The sequence below is a fragment of the Psychromonas sp. genome, from assembly GCF_983033635.1.
Genome location: NZ_CEZLMY010000213.1, coordinates 608 through 5,098, shown reverse-complemented (window position 1 = coordinate 5,098; position 4,491 = coordinate 608). Strand labels below are relative to the sequence as shown.

4 protein-coding genes are annotated in these 4,491 nt (G+C 42.2%); all 4 read right to left on the bottom strand.

Annotated features, from left to right (window positions below; genetic code table 11):
• Positions 1-40: 40 nt before the first annotated feature.
• A complete protein-coding gene (locus tag AC4GME_RS17070) occupies positions 41-262 on the bottom strand; it encodes a hypothetical protein (RefSeq protein ID WP_490379857.1) in 222 nt (73 codons plus the stop codon).
• A gap of 9 nt (positions 263-271) precedes the next feature.
• A complete protein-coding gene (locus AC4GME_RS17065; protein ID WP_490379856.1) occupies positions 272-1,318 on the bottom strand; it encodes a methyltransferase domain-containing protein in 1,047 nt (348 codons plus the stop codon).
• Positions 1,311-1,859, bottom strand: coding sequence for a TIGR04282 family arsenosugar biosynthesis glycosyltransferase (locus AC4GME_RS17060; protein WP_490379858.1), 549 nt, complete (start codon positions 1,857-1,859; stop codon positions 1,311-1,313). The genes AC4GME_RS17065 and AC4GME_RS17060 overlap by 8 nt, the downstream gene beginning before the upstream one ends.
• Positions 1,860-2,514: 655 nt before the next feature.
• Positions 2,515-4,491: dihydrolipoyl dehydrogenase family protein (locus AC4GME_RS17055; RefSeq protein ID WP_490379855.1), on the bottom strand; the 1,977-nt coding region annotated here is incomplete at its 5' end.

Here is a 4,491-nt window from a genome sequence, read left to right as displayed (position 1 = left end):
CTGGCCATAATCTTCACAATGGCTCTCAAGATCGGGCAGCTTAAACAAACGGTAGATCTATATAGGGTTTAACCTCGGCCAGCGTTGGTGAACCTAAGCGTTTATCGGCTGGGTTTGAACCTTCCAGACAAAAATCACAGGCCAGATTACAACGTGTTCCTGTATGAAACCATAGCTCTTTTAAACGCTCAGGTTGGATATAACCGCGCGGATTGCCTTGCGGGGTGAAATTCCAGGCGTTTGATTTTTTAGATCTTACCATTAGCAGCTCCTAGCAGCATCCGCTACTGTCGTTTTGATCCCTGCTCTGCTCAAAAGGCAGGCCGGTTCCACAGCCATCAAAGATGCCAAAGTGCGTATCAAAATTACCGATAAATTCAAAATGCGCTTTAAATCTTGTGTTATGGAGCATTTTCCAAGTGTTGCCACAAACGGGAAAGACTTTACCTGTTTCTATATAGTGGTGTTTATCCAAGCTAAAGGCATTGGGCTGTTGCGCTATGCTGCCTTTATAGATAACGGCCTGGCCATAATCTTCACAATGGCTCTCAAGATCGGGCAGCTTAAACAAACGGTAGGTTGCCGAGAAAAAGTTGATATGTCCTATTTTGGCGCTTATCTTGGGATTATCTATGCTGATAGGTCTGTCACTAACCAGTCGCGGGTCGGCGAAGCCTGCTTTTTTTGCCAAATTGACAAAATCGTTCCAGTACAGAGCACCACTTAAACATTCACCATAGAGCAGGGGATCATCAACCAAGGTTTGCGCAACACGGCGATCCGCATAGACATCGGAGAAGTAGATTTCACCACCTTGTTTGAGTAATTCAAACGCCTGCTTTAAAACCGCTTCCTTGTCCGGAGAGAGATTGATAACACAGTTAGAAACAATAATATCGAAGCTGCCGGGTTCAAGATCTAATTCATTGAGCTTCTCAATATAGCCCTTTTTAAAACTGGTATTGGTTTGGGCAAAACCAAATTTTTTCCCATGGTATTGGACATGGCGATTAGCGACCTCAAGTTGCTCATCCGTCATATCTACGCCAACCACTTCACCTTGTTCGCCGACCAGTTGCGCCAGGGCATAAACGTCACGACCGGAGCCGCTACCAAGATCGAGGATTTTGGCGCCTTCTAATAGCTCAGGACAAACCAGACCGCAACCGTAGTAGCGCATCATAACCTCATCGTGAATATTGCTCAGCACAGACTTTAAGTATTCTGGCATCGCATCATCTGTGCAACAGGCGTTGGTTTGTAGATCGTCCGAGCTTTGTAAGGTTTTTCCATAATATTCCTGAACGTGATCATGCATAATGCGATGCCTTTACTAGTCGATTTATTTGCGTAAATAGAGCTTGCCTAGCTGGTCGTTTATCCTGAGCAAGATCTTGCCTTAATTGCACTAGTTGTTGCTCAGTATCTATATCGTATGTGGGGGTTGTCTTGGCAACTCTGCACTGGCGCGACTTACAAAGTTGTTCAAGTGATGCGCCAAGCTGCTCCGTACTCCAAGGTAAATCTGTCATATCAGGCCAAGGCTTGTTAGATGCCATAATTGTTACACCACCATCAACAGCAGGCGATAGTGCGACATCATAGTTTTTTAAAGCTTGTATGATTTGCAAATAATCTTGCGCCGTTAAGATAGGCGCATCACTGCCGATATAAATGATTTGCTGATGCCCCAGCGATCGAAGCTGCCTGTCTAAACTATTAAGGCGCTGACCTAAATTGCCTGCAACTTGCGGAATAACTAAAGTCGGTTTGCTGAGTAACTCTGTAGCCCATTGTTTGTCACAATCATGAGATGGAGAGATCACTATTTTTCCTTGCCAGCAGGTTAAATCTTCCAGAGCACAAGCGAGTAGAAGTTGGGCAAAAATTAATGCTTTTTCAGCCCCTATGGTTTGAGCAAGGCGCTGTTTACCCTGATCTAATGCCGGGCGTTTACAGACTAAAACGAGTGTGCAGTCGTTCGCTAATAAATTGATAGTTGTCTCCTACTTATCAAAGGGTTTCTTTTTCCTGATTAAAGTGACCTGAGAAAATAGATTTAAATTTCAGTCTCTTGCTAATATAATCTGAGATCAGATTAAGCAATAACTAAATTAGTGCTTTTTATGATATCAATATCGCTTTAGTGCCAAAAACCGAGCTCCGCAACTAATGCTGTTTAGAAAAATGTTCATTTGCTTGAGAATGCTGTTGCTAGAATTTAACAACTTCGAACAATGGCAAGCAGATCCGAGAAACCAGAGCGAAACAATTCAAGCATGGTCGCTCTAGCATTTTTAATAATGTGCTTGAAAATGAAAATGAAAAAGATTAACACGGCCTAACAATAAATAAGATTTGATGCCTACTCACTATTTTATTTGAGGGTTTTATTCAGGGACCAATTGTAATCTAAGTATTCAATATCAATATCCCCACTTAAAGAACCAACAGAAAGCAAAAACAATGAAAATAGAAAATTAACAAGCAAGCCGTTTATGATTTTCATCATAATTAACCTCTTCGCCAGTTATGATATTTACCGAGCCACATTAATATTTTTTGTGGTGCATGAGCTCGCTTCCATTCACCGGCTGCGTATTTGTTAGCTTCAGACATGGTGGGGTAAGTATGTATGGTGCCTAAAATTTTATTTAAACCAAGCCCGTGTTTCATTGCTAAGACAAATTCAGTTAGCAAATCTCCTGCTTGAGCTCCAACAATAGTCACTCCCAAAATAGTATCTTTACCGGGCTTAGTTAAAACTTTAACAAAGCCTTGATCAGTGCCATCAGCAATTGCACGATCTAAGTCATCAAGCCCATAACGAGTAACTTCATATGCAATACCTTGCTGTTTAGCATCTTGTTCATTTAATCCCACTCTTGCGACTTCAGGATCAATAAAGGTCGCCCAAGGGATCACAGAATAATCAACTTTGAATTTTTTAAACTGTCCAAACAGCGCATTCACCGCTGCATACCATGCTTGATGAGCTGCGGTATGGGTAAACTGAAAAGGCCCGGCCACATCACCGGCGGCGAAAATGTTCGGATATAATGTTTCCAAATAGTCATTGGTCATGACAGTGCGCTCTGTAGAGACGCCAATCTCCTCTAAGCCATAACCATTGAGACGAGCGACTCGACCAACGGCACAGATAAGTTGGTCAAACTCAATATGTTTTTCTTTGCCTTCGTATTCAACAACCAATATTTTACTATTGCCATTTTTTTCTAATCGTAAGGCTTTATGCTGCGTCAGTACCTGTACGCCATCCTTCTCTAATGAATCTTTGGCAAGCTCTGAAACTTCAGGATCTTCTCTGATCATAATACGAGGTAACATTTCAATTTGTGAAACATTTGAACCTAAACGGGCAAAGCTCTGTGCCAATTCACAACCAATTGGTCCACCACCTAAAACGACTAAACGCTTAGGCGCATGATCTAATTTTGCAAATTCATGCCAAAGAGTATCACTGGTTAAATAACCCACCTCTTCTAAGCCCGGTATAGGCGGAATAAAAGGTTGAGCTCCCGCAGCAATAATAATAGAACGCGCGGTTAATCTTTGGCTTGTTCCATCATTTAATTTTATTTCCACAGTCCAAGGGTCGACCAACTTGCCGTAGCCTTGCAGCACTTCAACACCCAGTTTTGTATAGCGCTCTACGCTGTCATGAGGCTCTACGGCCGCAATCACTTTATGCACCCTATCCATAACATTTCGAAAGTTAAAAGTTGGCGTTACCGATTGCAAACCATAATGGCTGGCAGTAGATATCTGTTTAGCAATTTTTGCACTTTTAATTAAAGCTTTACTGGGAACACAACCATAATTTAGACAATCGCCTCCCATTTTATGAGCTTCAATCAAGGTGACTTTCGCTTTCACGGCAGCTGCAATATAAGAAGAAACCAAACCAGCCGCGCCTCCTCCAATGACTATCAAGTTACGGTCAAACTGTTTTGGTTTATTCCATTTAGCATATACTTTGCGCTGCTTTATACGGGCGACAACTTTCTTGGCGATCCAAGGAAACACCCCCAACAAAGCAAATGACAGCAATAAGCTAGGGGACAAGATGCCCGATAAACTATCGATTTTAGCCAGTTGTGTACCGGCATTAACAAACACTAAAGTGCCTGCCAACATGCCTATTTGGCTTACTACAAAAAATGTTCCGGTTCGAATAGGCGTTAAACCCATTAATATATTGATTAAAAAAAATGGGAAGGCAGGCACTAAACGAAGCGTAAACAGATAAAAAGCACCATCGCGTTCAATGCCCTGATTAATCGTTTTTAGACGGTCACCAAACTTATTTTGTATACTGTCGCGGAACACAAATCGAGACATTAAAAAAGCTAATGTGGCACCGATACTTGATGCAAATGAAACTATCACCACTCCCGCAAATACACCAAAGAAAGCACCGGCAGCAATAGTCATTACAGCCGCACCAGGTAACGACAAGGCTGTAACCGC

What these genes read in the sequence shown, in the direction of transcription:
- AC4GME_RS17070 (WP_490379857.1), bottom strand. Translation starts at nt 262, where the DNA reads ATGGTAAGATCTAAAAAATCAAACGCCTGGAATTTCACCCCGCAAGGC.
- AC4GME_RS17065 (WP_490379856.1), bottom strand. Translation starts at nt 1,318, where the DNA reads ATGCATGATCACGTTCAGGAATATTATGGAAAAACCTTACAAAGCTCG.